Annotated in this window: 13 protein-coding genes; 9 read left to right on the top strand and 4 right to left on the bottom strand. The window is 43.5% G+C overall.

Annotated elements, in window-relative coordinates:
- The first annotated feature begins 10 nt into the window (after positions 1–10).
- The 7 genes from EUBC25_RS06895 to EUBC25_RS06865 all read left to right on the top strand — a co-directional run bounded on the left by EUBC25_RS06895 (position 11) and on the right by EUBC25_RS06865 (position 11495).
- Positions 11–1336, top strand: a complete 1326-nt coding sequence (locus EUBC25_RS06895; RefSeq protein WP_311135888.1) for an amidohydrolase family protein — start codon at positions 11–13, stop codon at positions 1334–1336.
- Positions 1333–2079, top strand: coding sequence for a sulfite exporter TauE/SafE family protein (locus tag EUBC25_RS06890; protein ID WP_230107427.1), 747 nt, complete (start codon positions 1333–1335; stop codon positions 2077–2079). The genes EUBC25_RS06895 and EUBC25_RS06890 overlap by 4 nt, the downstream gene beginning before the upstream one ends.
- Before the next feature lie 139 nt (positions 2080–2218).
- A complete protein-coding gene (locus tag EUBC25_RS06885; protein WP_230107426.1) occupies positions 2219–3598 on the top strand; it encodes a D-alanyl-D-alanine carboxypeptidase family protein in 1380 nt (459 codons plus the stop codon).
- Positions 3599–4042: 444 nt separating this feature from the next.
- Positions 4043–7189, top strand: coding sequence for an isoleucine--tRNA ligase (gene ileS / locus EUBC25_RS06880; protein ID WP_230107425.1), 3147 nt, complete (start codon positions 4043–4045; stop codon positions 7187–7189).
- A 23-nt stretch (positions 7190–7212) separates the two neighbouring features.
- Positions 7213–9678, top strand: coding sequence for a glycogen/starch/alpha-glucan phosphorylase (locus EUBC25_RS06875; protein WP_230107424.1), 2466 nt, complete (start codon positions 7213–7215; stop codon positions 9676–9678).
- A 71-nt stretch (positions 9679–9749) separates the two neighbouring features.
- Entirely contained in the window at positions 9750–10646 is an 897-nt protein-coding gene (locus tag EUBC25_RS06870) for a SpoIID/LytB domain-containing protein (protein WP_230107423.1), read from the top strand.
- Between the two features lie 42 nt (positions 10647–10688).
- Complete coding sequence (locus tag EUBC25_RS06865; protein ID WP_230107422.1) at positions 10689–11495, top strand: M23 family metallopeptidase; 807 nt, start codon at positions 10689–10691, stop codon at positions 11493–11495.
- Positions 11496–11658: 163 nt separating this feature from the next.
- On the opposite strand, the gene EUBC25_RS06860 is transcribed toward EUBC25_RS06865, so the two are convergent.
- Entirely contained in the window at positions 11659–12969 is a 1311-nt protein-coding gene (locus tag EUBC25_RS06860; protein WP_230106013.1) for an IS4 family transposase, read from the bottom strand.
- Positions 12970–13250: 281 nt separating this feature from the next.
- Between EUBC25_RS06860 and EUBC25_RS06855 the strand changes: the two genes are divergently transcribed.
- Complete coding sequence (locus EUBC25_RS06855; protein ID WP_230107566.1) at positions 13251–13583, top strand: GIY-YIG nuclease family protein; 333 nt, start codon at positions 13251–13253, stop codon at positions 13581–13583.
- A 53-nt stretch (positions 13584–13636) separates the two neighbouring features.
- On the opposite strand, the gene EUBC25_RS06850 is transcribed toward EUBC25_RS06855, so the two are convergent.
- The 3 genes from EUBC25_RS06850 to trhA all read right to left on the bottom strand — a co-directional run bounded on the left by EUBC25_RS06850 (position 13637) and on the right by trhA (position 15979).
- Positions 13637–14506 (bottom strand): IS3 family transposase, encoded by an 870-nt coding sequence (locus EUBC25_RS06850; RefSeq protein WP_230107421.1) that lies wholly within the window; start codon positions 14504–14506, stop codon positions 13637–13639.
- Between the two features lie 29 nt (positions 14507–14535).
- Positions 14536–15213 (bottom strand): transposase, encoded by a 678-nt coding sequence (locus EUBC25_RS06845; RefSeq protein WP_230107420.1) that lies wholly within the window; start codon positions 15211–15213, stop codon positions 14536–14538.
- 112 nt (positions 15214–15325) lie between these two features.
- The gene (gene trhA, locus EUBC25_RS06840; protein ID WP_416386676.1) at positions 15326–15979 is read right to left on the bottom strand and encodes a PAQR family membrane homeostasis protein TrhA; all 654 of its coding nucleotides are present in this window, start codon (positions 15977–15979) and stop codon (positions 15326–15328) included.
- Between the two features lie 249 nt (positions 15980–16228).
- Between trhA and EUBC25_RS06835 the strand changes: the two genes are divergently transcribed.
- Positions 16229–16846 (top strand): ECF transporter S component, encoded by a 618-nt coding sequence (locus EUBC25_RS06835; protein ID WP_230107418.1) that lies wholly within the window; start codon positions 16229–16231, stop codon positions 16844–16846.
- The last annotated feature ends 24 nt before the right edge of the window (positions 16847–16870 follow it).

Genomic DNA, 16870 nt, shown 5'->3' with positions numbered 1-16870 from the left:
GGATAGGAAGATGAAAATGCAGGCAGATCTGATGATCCGGGATGGTGACTTTTTAAATGAGGAATTTGAACTGGAAAAAGGAAAGAGTATCCTGATCCGGGACGGAAAGATTTTGGATATTGATACGGCAGAAGAGCTGGAAAAGAAGTATCAGTGGACAGAGGAAATAGACGGAAGCAGATGCATTTACATGCCGGGGCTTGTAGACGCCCATATGCACACGGGACAGCAGCTTCTTCGGGGCAGAGTTCTGGACGAAATGCCTATGATCTGGACAAGGATCATGCTTCCCTATGAAAGTACTCTGACAAAAGAAAAAATGCGCTTAAGTACCCAGGCGGCAGCGGTTGAGATGATCCGGTCCGGGACATGCGGATTTATCGACGCTGGAAGCTATTACATGGAGGAGGCGGCAGCAGTTTATGAAGAAAGCGGCCTTAGAGGAGCGATTTCCTATTCGACCATGGATCAGAAAGGACTTCCCCGGTCCATAGCCATGGATGCAGAAGAGGCTGTAAAAAGGACGGATGAGCTGTATGACGGCTTCCATGGAAAAGGAAATCTGAAGGTCTATTATTCTCTGCGCTCTTTGATCTCCTGCTCCAGGGAGCTGATACTGGCAGCAGCGCAGAGGGCCAAGGAGCGCGGAACTATGCTGCAGGCTCATATGAATGAATATCCGGGAGAAATTAATTTTTATATGGAACGTTTTCAAATGCGTCCCTATGAATATTTGGAAAAACTTGGCGTGCTGAATGAAAATTTTCTGGGCGCTCACAGTCTTCTCCTTTCGGAAAACGAGAAAGAGATCCTGGAAAAGCGAGGGATAAAAGTATGTCACTGTCCTTTCAGCAATTGTGGAAAAGCAGCGCCTCACACGCCGGAATTGTTGAAAAAAGGTATTACAGCTGCGCTTGGGACGGATGGGGCAGCTCACGGAGGATTAAGTCTCTTTAATGAAATGAAGATTTTCCGTTCGGTAATGAATCTGACCTGGGGCGTGCCTCTAAGCGAGCCTGCCATTATGCCGGCAAAAACGATCCTTTCTATGGCAACAGAAAAAGGACAGCAGTGTCTGGGAGGACAGGACGGCGTAGACGGCTTTCTGAAAAAGGGAGCAAGAGCTGATATCGTCGGCATTGACAGAAGCCGCATTTATATGGCAGAATACGGAAAGATTTCCAACACGATCATGGAGAGCGTGAATGCGGGAGATATCAGGGATTCTGTCAGCGGCGGCAGGATTTTGATGAAAGATTACGAGATACAGACACTGGATGAAGAAAGGATCCTGCATGATCTGAGAAGTTATCAGGAAAGGGCGGAAAGCAATTGATAGAGTATCTGATTATTATAGCGGCAAATATAATAATAGGGGGAATGATCGGCCTGACAGGGATTGCCGGATTTCTCCTCCCTATGCTGTACAGCGGATTTATGGGAATGCCGGCAGCCCAGGGGATGGCTCTTAGCTTTTTTGCTTTTCTGATTTCCGGGATTTTGGGATCCCGGAATTACTATAAGTCCGATAACTTAGATGTGAAACTTGCTGTTACTATCAGTATCGGAAGTATCATCGGGGCAATTGCCGGGGTGTGGATGAATCTTCTTATTAATGAAAGTATTGTGAAACGGATTCTCTATCTGGTAGTGCTGCTCTCCGGAATCTCCATACTGGTGCGCAAGGATAAAGAGAGGGAAGAAGCAGGGAAACGGAAGATTCCGGCTGCTGCGGCCATCTTATTCGGTCTGGCGACAGGGTGTATCTGTGCTCTTTCCGGAGCAGGGGGCCCTATTCTTGTAATGCCGCTTCTTGTGACGTTCGGCGTACAGGTCAAAACGGCAGTGGGAGTGGCTCTGTTTAATTCTATCTTTATTGCGATCCCTTCCTGCATAGGTTATAGTATGCAGTGTGATGCGTCCTCTATGGCGCTGTTGCTTGTGGTTTCTATGATCAGTCATGGCGCGGGCGTCTGGATCGGGAGCCGCAACGCGGATATGATAAAGCCGCAGCCGCTGAAAAAAGGAGTGGCGATATTTTCTATTTTGATTGCAATATTTAAATTGATTACCGGCTAAAAAGCAGGCGCTGACAGGGTATTTGGCGGGGTATAATAAGATTCGGCTTGTATATACAGGCCGAATCATTTATAATAGTGCATAATTAGAGCGTAAATTAAGGCATAAATGTTATGATATAGCAGGGAGAATATCAGGAATGAAGAAATATATACGGGCAGCTGCCGCCGCGCTTATTGCTGTAAATATTTTCACAGCAGCGGCGCCAAAACTCTATGCCGCCCCGGAGTCAGGCAGTACAGATACAGTACAGCAGGAGGGAGCAGTTGATGGTACACAGGAGGAGATAGATCCATACCAAAAAGAACTGGAGAATACCTACAAGGAAAAGGTTCAGACCAATGAGCTGGACGGATGGGCGGAAGGCCCGGGCATTTATGGCGATGCAGGAATAGTAATGGACGCGGAAACCGGAGCAGTTCTCTATGGAAAAAACATAGATAAAAAGGAGTACCCGGCAAGTATTACGAAGATATTGACAGCACTGCTGGCGCTGGAGTATGCGGAGATGACAGATGAGGTGCAGATCACGGCGGAGAGTCTTACCTGTCTGGGGTCAGGATATGCTTCTATCGGAATGAAAGAAGGAAATGTCATTACAATGGAACAGGCGTTGTATGCCATGCTTCTTGCATCATCCAACGAAGTGGCTTATGCAGTGGCAGAAACGGTAGCAAAAGGGCAGGGCGAAGACTACCAGTGGTTTTTGGATCAGATGAATCAGAAAGCCAGGGACCTGGGCGGTTCCAATTCTAACTTTGTCAATGCAAATGGAGTGCAGGACGAACAGCATTATACCTGTGCAAAAGATATGGCTTTGATTGCCTGTGAATTATTTGAATATCCGGAATTTTTACAGATTTGCCAGACGGCAAGTTATACAATTCCGGCGTCAAGTACAACGGAGGAACATATCTTTCAGCAGAAGCATGAAATGCTGCTTGAGGGAAATTCTGAGTATTACAACTATGCGGTGGCCGGCAAGACCGGATATACAACAGAGGCAAACAATACATTGGTGACTCTGGCGGATAACGGAGAAATGAAGTTGGTATGTGTTACATTGAAGACTTATCCCGGCCACGTGTATTCTGATACAAAAGCACTTCTGGAATATGGATTTAACAATTTTAAAAAAGTGAAGATTTCCGGGCAGAATGACAGTGAAAAGATAACATCTATTCCCGACGATGCCTGTGTAACACTTCCTGAAAATGTGAAATTTTCTGATCTGGACAGTGAGCTCAGCCGTATGAAAAACGGCGAAGAAGGTCTGTTAAGTTACACTTATCAAGATAACCCGGTAGGAGAGGCAGTTGTGAAGCTTTCAGGGGATAAAGCGTTTAAAGATATTTCCGGAGAGGAAAAAATAGAAGAAAGTAAAATGCCGGTGTGGCAGCTTCTTCTGATATGCCTTCTCATTATTATCGTTTTACTGGCAGTTTGGCTTGTGATAGCAGCACAGCGCCGATCGAGAAGAAGGCGGCGCAGACGGCGCCGGAATCGTCGGGGAAGATAAACGCAGGCACTTGACTTGTCGAGGGTTTCCGTTTATAATTTTAAAGACGTAAAAACAGAAGAATTGACCATGCGTAAAAGACTATGACGAAGACAGTAGGATATATGGGAACGTTCAAGCGAGCCGGTGATGGTGGAAGGCCGGTGCAAGTAGCATATATCTGAATATCACTTTAGAGTCGCAGTTTCCGAAAGGGCAGCATAAAATTCTTAGTAGGAACTGACGGGATCCGCCGTTACCGGAAGGCATATGTTGGTATGTTAGGTGGTTTATAAATGAAGGAATGCAAGCTTTCATCCTAATACACAGGATGGAAGCTTTTTTATTCAATACAATTTTACACAGGGTAATTCGCAGTTTTACACATGGCAAATTGTAATTTGGCACGTAGTAAACCTTAAAAGTGTTACGTGTCCTGTCAAAATAATAACAAGGAGGAAAAACATGTACAAGAAAGTTTCAACTGATCTGAAATTTGTTGACCGCGAAAAAGAAGTAGAAAAGTTCTGGGAAGAGAATCACATTTTTGAAAAAAGTATGGAAAACCGCAAAGAAGGCGAGACATACACCTTCTATGACGGCCCTCCGACTGCAAACGGAAAGCCGCACATCGGCCACGTCCTGACCCGTGTTATTAAGGACATGATCCCAAGATACCGCACCATGAAGGGATATATGGTTCCAAGAAAAGCAGGCTGGGATACGCACGGTCTTCCGGTAGAGCTGGAAGTTGAGAAATTACTCGGTCTTGATGGAAAGGATCAGATTGAGGAATATGGTCTGGAACCCTTTATTAATAAGTGTAAAGAAAGTGTTTGGAAATACAAAGGGATGTGGGAAGATTTCTCCGGAACAGTAGGTTTCTGGGCAGATATGGATAATCCTTATGTTACGTACCACAATGATTTTATCGAATCCGAGTGGTGGGCGCTGAAACAGATCTGGGATAAAGGACTTCTGTATAAAGGCTTTAAGATCGTTCCTTACTGTCCCCGCTGTGGAACTCCGCTTTCAGCCCAGGAAGTGGCGCAGGGCTACAAGGATGTAAAAGAGCGCTCAGCTATCGTCCGTTTTAAGGTAAAGGATGAGGATGCTTACATTCTGGCATGGACCACAACGCCGTGGACTTTGCCGTCCAATATCGGTCTTTGTGTGAATCCGGAAGAAGATTATGCGAAAGTAAAGGCAGCAGACGGCTATGTATATTACATGGCGCAGGCTCTTTTGGATACAGTGCTTGGAAAACTGGCAGAAGAAGGAAAACCGGCCTATGAAGTTCTGGAGACTTACAAAGGACAGGAACTGGAATATAAAGAATATGAGCCGTTGTATCAGTGTGCTTATGACTGTGCAGCAAAACAGAATAAAAAAGCGTTTTTCATAACATGCGACGGCTATGTTACCCTGACAGACGGTACAGGTGTTGTTCATATTGCACCGGCCTTTGGTGAAGATGATGCCAAGGTAGGACGCAAATATGATATGCCGTTTGTACAGCTGGTAGATGAAAAAGGAAACATGGGAGAGACAACGCCATTTGCCGGCCTGTTTGTAAAGAAAGCGGATCCGGAGGTGCTGAAGGATCTGGAGGCGAGAGGGCTGCTCTTTGACGCGCCGAAATTCGAGCACAGTTATCCCCACTGCTGGAGATGTGATACACCGCTTATCTACTATGCGCGTGAGTCCTGGTTTATCAAAATGACAGCGGTAAAAGACGACCTGATCGCAAATAACAATACCATTAACTGGATCCCGGAAAGTATCGGAAAGGGACGTTTCGGCGACTGGCTGGAAAATGTTCAGGACTGGGGAATCAGCCGAAACCGTTATTGGGGAACTCCTTTAAATATCTGGGAGTGTGAATGCGGACATCAGCATTCCATTGGAAGCATTGAGGAATTGAAATCCATGTCTGACAACTGTCCGGATGATATTGAACTGCACCGTCCTTATATTGACGATGTAACTATCAAATGTCCGAAGTGCGGCGGGGAAATGCACCGCGTGCCGGAAGTGATCGACTGCTGGTTTGATTCCGGTTCCATGCCGTTTGCCCAGCATCATTATCCATTTGAAAATAAGGAGCTGTTTGAGCAGCAGTTCCCGGCGGACTTTATTTCCGAGGCAGTGGATCAGACAAGAGGATGGTTCTATTCTCTGCTTGCTATTTCCACTCTGATCTTCAACAAGGCTCCTTATAAGAATGTTATTGTTCTTGGGCATGTGCAGGATGAGAATGGTCAGAAGATGAGTAAGTCCAAAGGAAATGCGGTAGATCCTTTTGACGCTCTGGAGACATACGGCGCAGATGCGATCCGCTGGTATTTCTATGTAAACAGTGCGCCATGGCTTCCGAACCGTTTCCACGGAAAAGCGGTTGTAGAAGGACAGCGCAAATTCATGGGAACATTGTGGAATACGTATGCATTTTTTGTTCTCTATGCGAATATTGATGAATTTGACGCATCAAAATATGAACTGGAATATGACAAACTGCCGGTTATGGATAAATGGCTTCTGTCCAAGATGAATACACTGATCAAGGAAGTGGATGACCACCTTGGAAATTACCGGATCCCGGAAGCAGCAAGAGCGCTGCAGGATTTTGTAGATGACATGAGCAACTGGTATGTCAGAAGAAGCAGGGAGCGTTTCTGGGCAAAAGGAATGCCGCAGGATAAGATCAATGCGTACATGACTCTTTATACGGCGCTTGTGACTCTCTGCAAGGTGGCAGCTCCTATGATTCCTTTCATGACAGAGGAAATTTATCAGAACCTGGTAAGAAGCATTGACAAGTCTGCTCCGGAGAGCATTCATCTGTGCGACTTCCCGACAGCAGACGAGGCATTTATTGACAAAGAACTTGAGGCAAACATGGATGAGGTTCTGAAGATTGTCGTTATGGGTCGTGCCTGCAGAAATACGGCCAATATCAAAAACCGTCAGCCAATCGGACAGATGTTTGTCAAGACAGGAACACAGCTTCCTGAATTTTACCAGGATATTATAAAAGAAGAGCTGAATGTAAAGAATTTAACATTTACACAGGATGTACGTTCCTTTACTTCATATACATTTAAACCGCAGTTAAAGACAGTAGGACCAAAATATGGTAAAATGTTGGGTGGAATCAAAGCTGCTTTGTCATCACTGGACGGAAATGCAGCAATGGATGAAGTCAATGAAACAGGAGCTTTGAAACTCAATGTAAATGGACAGGAAATCACATTGTTTAAAGAAGATCTTCTTATCGATACAGCACAGATGGAGGGATATGTATCAGAGGATAATAATGGAATTACAGTTGTTCTTGATACAAACCTGACACCGGAACTTCTTGAAGAAGGTTTTGTGCGTGAGATCATAAGTAAGGTACAGACAATGAGAAAAGAAGCGGATTTTGAAGTGACAGACAAGATTCACATCCGTTACGAAGGAAGCGAAAAGGCCGAAAAAGTATTTGCAGATCATGCTTCAGAAATCAGCAGTGAAACACTTGCACTTTCTGTTGAAAAATCCACTCCGGCAGGCTATGTGAAGGAATGGAATATCAACGGAGAAAAAGTGACGATCGGTGTCGAAAGATAAGGGTCTGAAGAAGGAGGATAATCATGTATAATCCGAGATTTGAAAAGGAAACTTTTAAAAAAGAGGTAAAGCATAATGTAAAGACTCTTTACCGCAAAACAATAGAGGAGGCGACTCCGCAGCAGCTTTTTCAGGCTGTGTCCTATGCGGTAAAAGAGGTTATTATTGATGACTGGATCGCAACACAGAATCAGTTTAAAAAGGATGATCCAAAAACAGTATATTATATGTCCATGGAATTTCTCATGGGAAGAGCGCTTGGAAATAACCTGATCAATATGACTGCTTACAAAGAAGTGAAAGCGGCGCTGGACGAAATGGGAATCGATCTGAACGTGATTGAGGATGAGGAGCCGGATCCGGCGCTTGGAAACGGCGGTCTTGGACGTCTGGCTGCCTGCTTCCTTGATTCTCTTGCAACACTTGGATATGCGGCATACGGATGCGGTATCCGCTACCGCTATGGTATGTTCAAACAAAAGATCGAAAACGGATATCAGGTAGAGACTCCGGATAACTGGCTGAAAGAGGGGAATCCATTTGAGCTTCGCCGGGAAGAATATGCCAAGGAAGTGCGTTTTGGCGGAAATATCCGCGTAGAATATGATGATTCTACAAACCGGACGAAATTTGTACAGGAAAATTATGAATCTGTACTTGCCATTCCTTATGATATGCCGATCGTGGGCTATGGAAACCACCATGTCAATACGTTAAGAATCTGGGATGCAAAGGCTATTACTGATTTCCAGCTGGATTCCTTTGACAGAGGAGATTACCACAAGGCAGTAGAGCAGGAAAATCTTGCAAAAACCATTGTTGAGGTGCTCTATCCTAACGATAATCACTATGCAGGAAAAGAGCTTCGCTTAAAACAGCAGTATTTCTTTATTTCAGCAAGCATACAGGCTGCCATTACAAAATACAAAAAGACACATGATGATATTCATAAACTTCCGGAGAAAGTGATCTTCCAGATGAATGATACACATCCGACGGTGGCAGTAGCTGAACTTATGAGGATCCTTCTCGATGAAGAGGAGCTCGGCTGGAATGAGGCCTGGGATATTACAACAAAGACATGTGCTTACACAAATCATACGATCATGGCAGAGGCATTGGAAAAATGGCCTATCGACCTTTTCTCCAGACTGCTTCCCCGTGTTTACCAGATCATCCAGGAGATCGACCGCCGATTCCTTATTCAGGTAAGGGAAAGATATCCGGGCAATGAGGAGAAAGTCCGTAAGATGGCAATCCTCTACAACGGCCAGGTGAGAATGGCTCATCTTGCCATTGTTGCCGGTTTTTCTGTCAATGGTGTGGCAAGACTGCACACAGAGATCTTGAAAAATCAGGAGCTGCGCGATTTCTATGAGATGATGCCGGAGAAATTTAATAATAAAACAAACGGAATCACACAGAGAAGATTCCTGATGCATGGAAATCCTCTCCTTGCAGACTGGGTAACAGAAAAAATAGGTACAAAAGGCTGGATCACAGATTTGTCACTTATGTCCGGATTGAAGAAATATGCGGATGATTCCAAAGCGCTGGCAGAATTTATGGATATTAAATATAAAAATAAAGTACGTCTGGCAGAATATATCAGGAAGCATAACGGAATCGAAGTGGATCCACGCTCTATTTTTGATGTACAGGTAAAGAGGCTGCATGAGTACAAGAGACAGCTTCTCAACATTCTTCATGTTATGTACCTGTATAATCAGATCAAGGAACATCCGGAGATGTCTTTCTTCCCGAGAACCTTTATTTTCGGAGCAAAGGCGTCCGCAGGATATATCAGGGCAAAAGAGATCATCAAGCTGATCAACTCTGTAGCTGATATAGTCAATAATGACCGCAGCATTAACGGAAAGCTGAAGGTGGTATTTATTGAAGATTACCGTGTTTCCAATGCAGAGATCATCTTTGCGGCAGCAGACGTCAGCGAACAGATTTCCACAGCATCAAAAGAAGCTTCCGGAACAGGAAACATGAAGTTTATGCTGAACGGAGCGCCTACGCTTGGAACTATGGACGGAGCCAATGTAGAGATTGTGGAAGAAGTCGGAATGGAGAATGCCTTTATTTTCGGATTAAGCTCTGAAGAAGTCATCAATTATGAAAATAACGGCGGTTACCATCCGCAGGATATTTACAACAGCGATCCGGATATCCGCAAAGTGGTAGATCAGCTGATCAATGGAACTTACTCCAACGGAGATCACGAGATGTACCGGGATCTTTATAATTCTCTTCTCTGTCCGAAAGACGGATCAAAGGCAGATATGTATTTTATCCTGAAAGATTTCCGCGCTTATGCCGAGGCACAGAAGAAAGTAGAAGAGGCGTATAAGGATAAAGAAAGATGGGCGAAAATGGCTCTTCTTAATACAGCATGCTGCGGTAAGTTTACCTCTGACCGTACGATTCAGGAATACGTGGATGATATCTGGCATCTGGATAAGGTGACAGTGGAGATTTAAAAGGTCAGGAATCCTGAAGGGTATAAAAGAGATAACCCTCTCATACATTAAGGTATGGGAGGGTTTATTTTATGCGGCAGAAGTTGAAAAAAATGGGATGCTATATCATTATTATTGTTTTGCTCCCTTATGTAGTGACCGTTTTCCTAAACGGGCCATCAATAGAAACAGCGGCTCCGGCAGACGAAATGGAGGTTATGGTAAAGCAGGGGGAAAAAGAAATACAGCTTCCTCTGGATGAATACGGAATTGGCAGGATGGCAAAGGAGATTCCGGCATCCTACGAAGAGGAGGCCATCAAAGTCCAGGCAATACTTGTCCGGACTGCCGTATACAAGCAATTGAAGGAAGAAGGCAGCGAGGCAGTTCTTGCAGACGATTTCTGGACAGAAAAAGAAATGAAAGAAGAGTGGGGGAGCAGGAAATTTTCCGAATATTACCGAAAAATGGAAAATGCCTGGCAGGAGACAGAGGGACAAGTTGTAATGTACGGCGAAGAACTGGCAAACACACCTTTTACCAGGCTGACAAACGGCAGTACAAGGGATGGGAAAGAAGTGCTGGGCAGCGAGGATTATCCTTATTTGAAAATCAAAGAATGTCCCCTCGATATTGAATCAAAAGACCAGATCAGGACAGTCACAACAGAGGACATGGACGCAGAAATAAAAGAAACGGATACGGCGGGCTATGTCACCAGTGTCCGAGTGGGAGAGGAGACTATGAGCGGCGAGGAATTTCGGGAAAAGTATAAATTAGATTCCAGCTGCTTTATTCTCCAGAAGTATGATGGGAAAATGCGCATTACAACCCGGGGAGTCGGTCATGGTCTGGGACTTAGCCAGTATACGGCAAATGAGATGGCGAAAGAGGAAAAAGCAACGGAAGAAATCCTGCAGTATTTTTTTGAAGGAACAGAAATAAGGGAGGTTGCGGAAATTATTAGAAATTCTGGTAATACAGAATAATGATATCAGCTTCTGGCAAAAATATAGCCAGAGGTGATGAATATGAATAAAAGACAAAAGCCTTCAAAAAAGAGGAAGGGTGCCGGTATTGGAATCGCTGTCTGCTTTGTAGCCGCAATTATCATGGTTGGAACATATACGCTTCGGGATTATCAGGAAGCAAAGCGGCAGGAGCTGGCATTGTCAGAGGATGAGACAAAGGAAAAAGATATGCGGGAGGAAGAGCCGGAGGATGGAACAAAAGAAGAGGCAGGCAGTAATCTTGTGATCAATACAGAAGAAGATCCCACTGCTGCCGGCAGCAGCGCTGCAGAAGAGTCAGAGGAACAGGAAGACGCCCAAATTTCAGAAAATACAGATGGGACAGCCGGAGAAAACGGCTCATCTTCTGCAGGGATATCTGCGCAGACAGCCGGAAACAGCTCGTCTGTAAATTTTACAGAAAGCAGTAAGCTTTTGTGGCCGGTAGACGGAAATGTACTGATGAATTACAGTATGGACGAGACCGTATACTTTTCTACACTGGATCAGTACAAATACAATCCGGCACTGATCATTTCCGGTGCTGAAGGAGACCAGGTCATCAGCAGTACGGCGGGAGTAGTAAAATCCATTGATGAAAATGCCGAGACGGGGACAACAGTAAACGTTGATATAGGGAACGGATATGAGCTGTTTTACGGCCAGCTGAAAGATGTGACTGTTAATACCGGAGATTATGTGGAGGCCAAGACGGTACTGGGATATGTGAGCCAGCCTACAAAATATTACAGTGTTGAGGGTTGCAATGTATACTTTGAAATGAGAAAAGACGGACAGCCAATTGATCCGGTAACGTTTATGGAGTAAGTTTGGGACGTAACACTTTTTAAAAGCAATGTCATTAAGTTTAGAAAATGAGTCCTCAAAAGAAAGACAGTGTTGATATCCAAATCTACGCTGTCATTCTTTTATGCAGACCGATAAAGCAGACCGCTGTCTGCTTCAAATTCCTGTTCCGTATTTTCCCCTTTTATGCTATCCTATAAGTGAAATAGATCACTGCTTTTGGGGAAGGTGTTCTGGGAAAACTTCTTTCCCTTCTTATTGGGACTTTATATTTAAGCAGTAATATTTCAACATCTGGCGGCGCTGTCCCATTTGGACAGCGCCATGATTTTAAGCAGATATCTACTGCTGTACTCAGGCTGATCTGATAATCATATTTCCAAGATGTTTTTTGGGGAAGCGAGATGTGAAACAGGATGCTTTTACAATAATTGAACATGATGACTTTTGCATACAGTTCCTGCAGGACATACTCTATTCTTTTTGAATGAAGCGCACTGGCCCCAAGATTATATTTTAGCTGGGAAAATGCTGTCTCTATCATCCAACGCATACGGTAGAGTTCCTGGAGCATTCCAACGGGCATTTCTTCTTTGGACAGATTCGTAAAAAGGATCTCGGAAAGATCTTCGTTTACTTTCAACTTTATCACTCGTAGTTTCATCGGATATTCCGTTTGCTCTTCCGTAAAAAAGTCAAACTTTGCACCGGATCGGATCCGTTTGTAGAGTTCCGGCTGTTCTTTGGTGCCACGGCAGTGTTTTTTACAGATGACGACAGGACATTCCACATCGAATTGTTCCTGATCGGGAATGGCTAAACTGGAAAGGATCCCCCTGTCTCCCTGCCGTCCCCGGATCACAAAATTCCATCCTTTTTCCAAGATATGTGCAAAGGTATTATAACTTTCATATCCCCGGTCGGCAGTAAGGATGACTTTGCTGGAAATTTCCGTTTGTGCCAGCATGGTAATAAGGGCGGAGTGTTCATCTTTTTCATGGACAGGCTGAAACAGGACCTGATCAAAAATACCGCTGTTTAGATGGTATAAAGCGTTTAGATGGATTGCGTTTTTCCCTTTTTGTGTGTTAGGGATCTTTCGATGGCAGAGAGGTTCTTTTTTATTTTCCGGGAAGGAGAGCTCTGAACCGTCAGCAGCAAGAAGATGATAGCCATGGAAGTTGGAATGTTTGGGGAGAGAGGCCGTAAAAACAGAAAAGAGGACTTTCATAGTATTGGGCTTGAGTTTGCCGCGCTGTTGCAGCATGGCGGAAGAGGTAGGAAGATCCGGGCGATAGGAGAAAAAGTCCAAAAGTTCCTTATCCAAAGACTTAGCGCCTAAAGAAAGAAGGAAACGTAAGGTATCAAAAAAGGAAATTTTTCTGGAACGGGAAAAATCTTTTCCGGGACGTTTTACATAAGAATCAGAACTACGGGACATTTTTTTCATAATGTGTATTAATTTTTGTTTTGTGATAAGGGAATAATCAGCCATTTGAAACCTCCAAAAAAGTATATATTCAAATGGCTTCGCCACAAATTTTGTATGATTTGTCAAGTGTTTTCATCAAAAAAGCATGGAATATTTCTTGTTCCATGCTTTTCGAATCTTAATTTCTAAACTTAATGACATTGCTTTTTAAAAGTGTTACGTCCCAAACTGCCTTTTACGGTGGGCAAAATTGCGTTTTACGGTGTCCCTATTTGAAAAAAACGGTGTGTTTCGTTATAATAGAGGTGCAAAATGTGGAAAAGATGTGGATAAACTGTCAAAAGATGGGGGAAAAGCAAGTGGAAAACTTGTCGAAAACAAATTATACATACATTTTAAAATGTAAGGACGGTTCGTTGTATACGGGATGGACCAACAACCTGGCGAAACGTCTCCAGGCCCATAATGAGGGGAAAGGTGCAAAATATACCGGAAGCAGACGGCCTGTAACTCTGGAATATTATGAGATATATGAGACAAAGGAAGAGGCCATGCGTCGGGAATATGAGATCAAACATATGGGAAGAAAAAAGAAGCTGGAGCTTATTGAAAGGAAATGTCAGAAAGAAGACAAAGAAAAAAAGCCGGAGGAATTTGGTGTGCTACCCGTCAAGTAGACAATGAAAAAAATATAAAATTTTTGTGTTGCCCGGCACAAGCCGGGCAATATTTATGCGGCTAATAACCGTTCATGAAATTCAAACGGTGTTAATACATCAAGGCACCTTTGCGGGCGGTCATTTATGTAATAGTCTATATATGACGTTATCGCTTCTACAAGCTCCTCCCTGGTATGATACTTCTTCCCATAATACATTTCGCGTTTTAGTATCCCCCAGAATCCCTCCATAGGTCCATTATCCGTACAGTGCGCTATCCGGGACATGCTCTGTGTCATCCCCGCATCTACTAGCTTTTGGTGAAATACACGGGAGGTATATTGGAATCCCCGGTCACTATGAAAGATCGGATGAGCTCCCGGATTGTTCTTTACTGCCAGATCGAAAGTATCAAATACGAGTTGATTGTTATTGTGATCACTTAACACATATGCAACGGGACGATGATCGCATAAGTCCAGAATCACACTCAGGTAAAGCTTATGGATATGGTCAAATGAAGTGCCATATTTAAACTCTGTTACATCCGTTACCCATTTCTTGTTCAGGCTATCTGCATGAAAGTCTCTGTTTAAAACATTCTCTGCTATAAAAGCTGGTTTCTTCGATGGCCGGGTGCAGCCGTCATAACGATATTTCAAGTTTGATCTTATCTGCTGTTTTCTGCATATGCGCAGGATCCTCTTATCATTTACTTTTATGCCGTTATCGTGACGGAGTTTGTCATTCAATCTCCGATATCCCATGTCTGGATGTTCTTGATGGATTGCTTCCAGTTGGCCGGAAATCTGTTTGTTCAGCCGGTCATTTGCTGTTTCTATACGGTTCAGCCATTTGTAGTAAGCCGCTCTTGTAATGTTGCCAAGCTGACATAGGGACCGGATCGGGTAATGGTGTTCTTCATGATCCTCTTTGATCACCTGATAAATGTGTTTGTTCCTTTGCCGGCTCAGCCCCGCCTCCTTTCGATTTCTGCAAGTTTTTTTAGGAAATCCGCCTCCATTTGTGCGTGTTCTTTTTCTGCGCGTAAGATCCGGTTTTCTGCCCGCAGCTTTTCGAGTTCTGACATTTCTGCTTCTGGTTTTCGTTTTCCGCGTCTGTCACGAAGAGCCTCCACTCCCTGGTTCTCGTATTTTATTGTATAATTACGTGCCTGTTGGTAAGAAATCCCAAACTGTTCTGCTGTCTTGGCATAATTATGATCATGGGCGATGCAGTATTGTACGATTTCAACCCGTTCATCGAAGGTAGTTTTTCTTCCTTTGGTCATGATAGCAATTCCTCCCGTTCCAGAAGCTTTCAGCTTCTCATGTCCATTATACTTCAAAACCCACTGTCTGATTGTAATTTCGGAAGGAATGTTATAGGTGACTGCCAGTTTCCTGTAAGATCCTTCTCCGTTTAGATACGCTTCAACAACACATTTTTTAAAGGAGGCTGAATAAGATTGACTGTGTCCTGTTCTGATGAAAGCGGATTCTCCGGATGCTTTGTACTTGTTAACCCATCTTCTAAAAACGCTTTCATCCACTCCAAGTTCATTGGCATGTGATAGATAGGATCCGTTTCCTGAAATATAATCTTTTACGGCCTGCAGCTTCACTTCTGGTAATATTCCTCTGGGCATAATAAAACTCCCCTCCAGATAAACAGTTTTATTATTTCAACTGTCTACCTAAAGGGGAGCATATCAATTTGTAACCTCTGGCTTTTCGTTCGGTACAATTTATTCAACCGGCTTACAGGACGAATGCATACATGACAACGAAGTGACATGCACTTCCTAACATAACAAAAATGTGAAAAATTTCATGACTTCCGAAATTTTTATGACGGTTGTTAAAAAGAGGAAGCTTCAGTGCATATATTACTCCGCCAATAGTATAGATGATTCCTCCGGCCAGCAGCCAACCGAATGCAGCAGGTGACATGGAATTGAGAATTTGTGTAAATGCCAGCACACACGTCCAACCCATTCCGATGTACAAAACGGAAGATACCCATTTGGGGCAAAATACCCAAAATGCCTTTAAAACAATTCCAAGAATAGCAATTCCCCATACAATGGACAGAAGAATAATACCGGTTTTTCCTTTCAGTACAAGAAGACAGATAGGAGTATAGCTTCCGGCGATAAGAATAAAAATCATCATATGGTCAATTTTTTTCAAAACAGTATTTATCTTTTCGGAACGATTAAAGGTATGATATGTGGTGCTTGCTGCATATAGCAAAATAAGGCTTACTGCATATACTGCTATGGATATAATATAAATGCGTCCCGGCTCATGAGCAGCCTTGATCAGCAGGGGAACAGCAGCAAAAATTGCCATCAGCATTCCAATGAAGTGTGTAATTGCGCTTCCAGGATCTTTTACGTGTGACTTGATCATTTGTGTCATAATCTTTACCTCCTAGAAATATAAAACATAATAAGTAGTTTTTAAAACTATATTATCCATATACATATATTATATACGCTTACGCCAAAAATGCAACAATTTTAAGAAATATTTTGAAAATCGAAATATTAAAACTGGACTGGTTAAAAAGTAAATAACTGGCTATTTTTACAAATCCACTCTGGTGATATGATAGACACATCAAAAGGAAAGAAAACGACAGAGAAAGGAAGCATCGAAATGGAACAAAAAAATCAGACGGTTACAAAACTAGCACAGACAGCGATTCTTGCAGCATTGTGTTATGTGTCATTCACATATCTACAGATAAAAATTCCAATGCCGGGCGGTGACGCCACATCGCTCCATATTGGAAATGCATTCTGCGTACTGGGAGCGCTTCTTCTGGGTGGCTGGTACGGTGGGCTTGCAGGAGCGATCGGAATGGGAATTGCAGATATCATGGATCCGATTTACATTACAGGAGCCCCGAAAACATTTTTCCTTAAACTGTGTATTGGTCTGATCGTGGGATTAGTTGCTCACAGAATAGCAAAGATCAATGAAAGTGACGATAAGGCGTATGTCTTTAAATGGAGTACAATTGCAGCGGTTGCCGGACTTGGATTTAATGTCATTGCAGATCCGCTGGTAGGATATTTTTATAAGATGTACATTTTGGGACAGCCGCAGCAGATGGCAGAAGTGCTTGCAAAATGGAGCACAGCCACAACATTTGTCAATGCGGTAGTATCTACTGTCCTCGTATCTGTCCTCTACAATGCAGTGCGTCCTATTCTTCTTAGGAGCGGTCTTATGCTGAAGCAGGAAAAGAGAACAGGAGTGCTGAAGCATTAGGAGAAAAGGCAGAATATTTGTAAC

The organism is Claveliimonas bilis (assembly GCF_020892095.1).
GTDB lineage: Bacteria > Bacillota > Clostridia > Lachnospirales > Lachnospiraceae > Claveliimonas > Claveliimonas bilis.
This window is presented reverse-complemented; position numbering and strand designations above follow the sequence as displayed.

Bases quoted from the DNA above. Each gene is read 5' to 3' on its own strand.
- EUBC25_RS06835 (WP_230107418.1), top strand. From the start codon at position 16,229: ATGGAACAAAAAAATCAGACGGTTACAAAACTAGCACAGACAGCGATT.
- EUBC25_RS06855 (WP_230107566.1), top strand. From the start codon at position 13,251: ATGGGGGAAAAGCAAGTGGAAAACTTGTCGAAAACAAATTATACATAC.
- ileS (WP_230107425.1), top strand. From the start codon at position 4,043: ATGTACAAGAAAGTTTCAACTGATCTGAAATTTGTTGACCGCGAAAAA.
- EUBC25_RS06845 (WP_230107420.1), bottom strand. From the start codon at position 15,213: ATGCCCAGAGGAATATTACCAGAAGTGAAGCTGCAGGCCGTAAAAGAT.
- EUBC25_RS06875 (WP_230107424.1), top strand. From the start codon at position 7,213: ATGTATAATCCGAGATTTGAAAAGGAAACTTTTAAAAAAGAGGTAAAG.
- EUBC25_RS06870 (WP_230107423.1), top strand. From the start codon at position 9,750: ATGCGGCAGAAGTTGAAAAAAATGGGATGCTATATCATTATTATTGTT.
- EUBC25_RS06885 (WP_230107426.1), top strand. From the start codon at position 2,219: ATGAAGAAATATATACGGGCAGCTGCCGCCGCGCTTATTGCTGTAAAT.
- trhA (WP_416386676.1), bottom strand. From the start codon at position 15,979: ATGATCAAGTCACACGTAAAAGATCCTGGAAGCGCAATTACACACTTC.
- EUBC25_RS06865 (WP_230107422.1), top strand. From the start codon at position 10,689: ATGAATAAAAGACAAAAGCCTTCAAAAAAGAGGAAGGGTGCCGGTATT.
- EUBC25_RS06895 (WP_311135888.1), top strand. From the start codon at position 11: ATGAAAATGCAGGCAGATCTGATGATCCGGGATGGTGACTTTTTAAAT.
- EUBC25_RS06860 (WP_230106013.1), bottom strand. From the start codon at position 12,969: ATGGCTGATTATTCCCTTATCACAAAACAAAAATTAATACACATTATG.